This window comes from Streptomyces anandii JCM 4720, assembly GCF_014650655.1.
GTDB lineage: Bacteria > Actinomycetota > Actinomycetes > Streptomycetales > Streptomycetaceae > Streptomyces > Streptomyces anandii.
Map to the genome: position 1 here is coordinate 59,995 of NZ_BMVJ01000026.1, position 2,628 is coordinate 62,622.

Sequence of the window (2,628 nt, forward strand, 5' to 3'; positions counted from 1 at the left end):
CGCGCCGGGGTTCGTGGGCGGGTGGCCCGTGAGGGGAGGGACGGCAGTCGATGCTGGGAGCGATAGGTCTGGACGACCGGCACGAGTCGGCGTACCGGGCACTGGTGACCGTGGGCGCCGCCGAGGTGCCCGATCTGGCGCGCCGGCTGATGCTCGGCGAGGAGGACACCGAACAGGCCCTGCGCCGGCTGGAGCGGCACGGGCTGGCCGCCCAGTCGTCGGCGCGACCCGGCCGCTGGGTCGCCGCGCCGCCCGCCGTGGCGCTGGGCGCGCTGCTCACCCAGCGGCGCCACGAGCTGGAGCAGGCCGAGCTGGCGACGGCGCTGCTCGCCGAGGAGTACCGCGCGGCCGCCGCCCGGCCCGCGGTGCACGACCTGGTGGAGGTGGTCACCGGCGCCTCGGCGGTCGCGCAGCGCTTCCTCCAGCTCCAGCTGGGCGCGACCGAGGAGGTCTGCGCGCTGGTCACGGGCCGTCCGGTGGCGGTCTCCGGCACGGACAACGACGCGGAGGAACAGGCGGCGGGCCGCGGTGTGCGCTACCGGGTGGTGGTCGAGCGGGCGGTACTGGACCTGCCGGACGGGATGACCGAGCTGACCGCCGCGCTCGCGCGCGACGAGCGGGTGCGGGTGGCCGACAGCGTGCCGACCAAGCTGGTGGTCGCCGACCGGGCGCTGGCGATGGTGCCGCTCACCTCGCACACCGCCGAGCCCGCCGCGCTCGTCGTGCACGCCAGCGGCCTGCTGGAGCTGTTGTCCGGGCTGTTCGAGTCGGTGTGGCGGGAGGCGCTGCCGCTGCGTCTGGGAGCCTCGGGCGTCACCGAGCAGGGCCCGGACGCCCCGGACGCCGCCGACCTTGAGGTGCTGTCCCTGCTCCTGGCCGGTCTCACCGACGCGAGCGTCGCCAAGCAGCTCGACCTGGGCCTGCGGACCGTGCAGCGGCGGGTGAAGCGGCTGATGGAGCTGACCGGGGTGACCACGCGTCTGCAACTGGGCTGGCACGCCTACGAGCGCGGCTGGGTCTCCCGCGACCGGCACGGCTGCTGACCGCCCTGACCACCCTGCCCGCAGCCGAGCAGCGTGCCCAGGACCACCGCGTCGGCCACCGCGCGCAGGCCCGCGTCGTCGAGGTGGAGGTGGTCGCCGGAGTCGTAGGCGGGGAGGATCCGCTCGGGCCGCGCCGGATCCCGTACGACGGCGTCGAAGTCGGCGACCGCGTCGAAGAGGCCGCCGTGCCGGATCAGGTCGTTGACCTTCCGCCGTACGGCCTCGCGGGCCGCCGTGTACGCGCCGTGGCCGCCGTAAGGAGTGAGGGTCGCGCCGACGACCCGGATGCCGTGGGCGTGCGCGCGGGTCACGATCGCGCGGTACGCCGTCGCGAAGGCGGCGGGGTCGCTCGCCTCCGGGGCGCCCTTGACGTCGTTGATGCCCTCCCACACCACCAGCGCCCGCACCCCGGCCGGCGAGAGCGCGTCGGCGTCGAGCCGGGTGAGGGCCGCCGGTCCCACTCCGTCGCGCAGCAGGCGGTTGCCGGAGACGCCGGCGTTGAGGACGGCGAGGCGGCGGGACGGAGGGAGCACGCGGAGTCGTTCGGCGAGCCGGTCGGGCCAGCGGCGGCCGGCGTCGAAGGTCGAACCGGTGCCGTCCGTGAGCGAGTCGCCGAACGCGACGACGCTTCCGGCCGCGGGAGCGCCGAGCACGTCGACGCCGGTGACGTAGTACCAGTGGGTGGTGGTGGCGGTGTACGCGGTCCCCTCGGCGTCGGCTGTCCGGTCGCCGCCGGGGGCGAGGTAGCCGGTCCGCAGGGCGGTGCGGTGATAGGTCGCGGGGCCCGAGTCGCCCGGGGTGTAGACGGTGACCAGCAGGTCCGCGGCGGCCGGGACGTTGAGCCGCACGGGATCGCTGACCACGTCACGCCCCGGCGGCACCATGACCGTGCGGGCGCCCCGGAAGACGGCGGCGCGCAGCGAACCCGGGACGGCGCCCGGACCGCCCGCCCGGCGCAGCGCCACCGTGACGGCGCCGAGACGCAGGGGCGACCGGCCGAGCCGGTTGCTGAGGCGCACGCGCAGGGCGGTGCCGCCGACGCTGGTGCGGACGACATTGCGGATGGAGGCACCGGGCAGGGCGGCCGCGGTACCGGAGGGCGCGGCCTCCCAGGTGCCGGTCCAGACGGCCGGACGGGCGGGGTCGGGACGGAGGGGGGCGAGCGGGGCGGGAGCGCCGGTCGCCGTCGTGGCCGCGGTCGCCGTCGTGGCCGCAGTCATGGCCGCAGTCGCCGTCGTGACCGTGGCCGCGGTGGCCGTCGCCGCCGTGGTCCCCGGCAGGAGGAGCAGCGCGGCCAGGACCCGCGCGGTCGCGGGCATCGCCCGCCTCCCGTGCACCATGCCGTACCCGCCGTCCTTCCGCCGCCCCCGCCGCACCGTCCGGAAGGCGACCGTGCCACACCCGGCGGGCCGGGGAGGGCACCGCACGGGCACGGTCACCCGCCCGGCCGAGCGACCGCGCGACCGCGCGGGCCGGGGCTACGACGGCTGCGGCAGCACACCCTCCAGGCCGAGCAGCCGGATCTTCCGCTCCAGACCGCCCGCGTACCCGGTGAGGGAACCGTCCGCGCCGATCACCCGGTGGC

3 protein-coding genes are annotated in these 2,628 nt (G+C 77.1%); 1 reads left to right on the forward strand and 2 read right to left on the reverse strand.

Annotated features, from left to right (window positions below; genetic code table 11):
* Nucleotides 1-50: 50 nt before the first annotated feature.
* Entirely contained in the window at nt 51-1,043 is a 993-nt protein-coding gene (locus IE249_RS31385) for a helix-turn-helix transcriptional regulator (RefSeq protein ID WP_189710282.1), read from the forward strand.
* Here IE249_RS31385 and IE249_RS31390 read toward each other — a convergent pair.
* Together IE249_RS31390 and IE249_RS39085 are read right to left on the reverse strand one after the other, a co-directional pair.
* A complete protein-coding gene (locus IE249_RS31390) occupies nt 1,001-2,362 on the reverse strand; it encodes an SGNH/GDSL hydrolase family protein (RefSeq protein WP_229859647.1) in 1,362 nt (453 codons plus the stop codon). The genes IE249_RS31385 and IE249_RS31390 overlap by 43 nt on opposite strands.
* A 159-nt stretch (nt 2,363-2,521) precedes the next feature.
* Nucleotides 2,522-2,628: MGMT family protein (locus IE249_RS39085; RefSeq protein ID WP_229859664.1), on the reverse strand; the 107-nt coding region annotated here is incomplete at its 5' end.

Coding starts and splice junctions, on each gene's coding strand:
- IE249_RS31385 (WP_189710282.1), top strand. CDS start 51: ATGCTGGGAGCGATAGGTCTGGACGACCGGCACGAGTCGGCGTACCGG.
- IE249_RS31390 (WP_229859647.1), bottom strand. CDS start 2,362: ATGCCCGCGACCGCGCGGGTCCTGGCCGCGCTGCTCCTCCTGCCGGGG.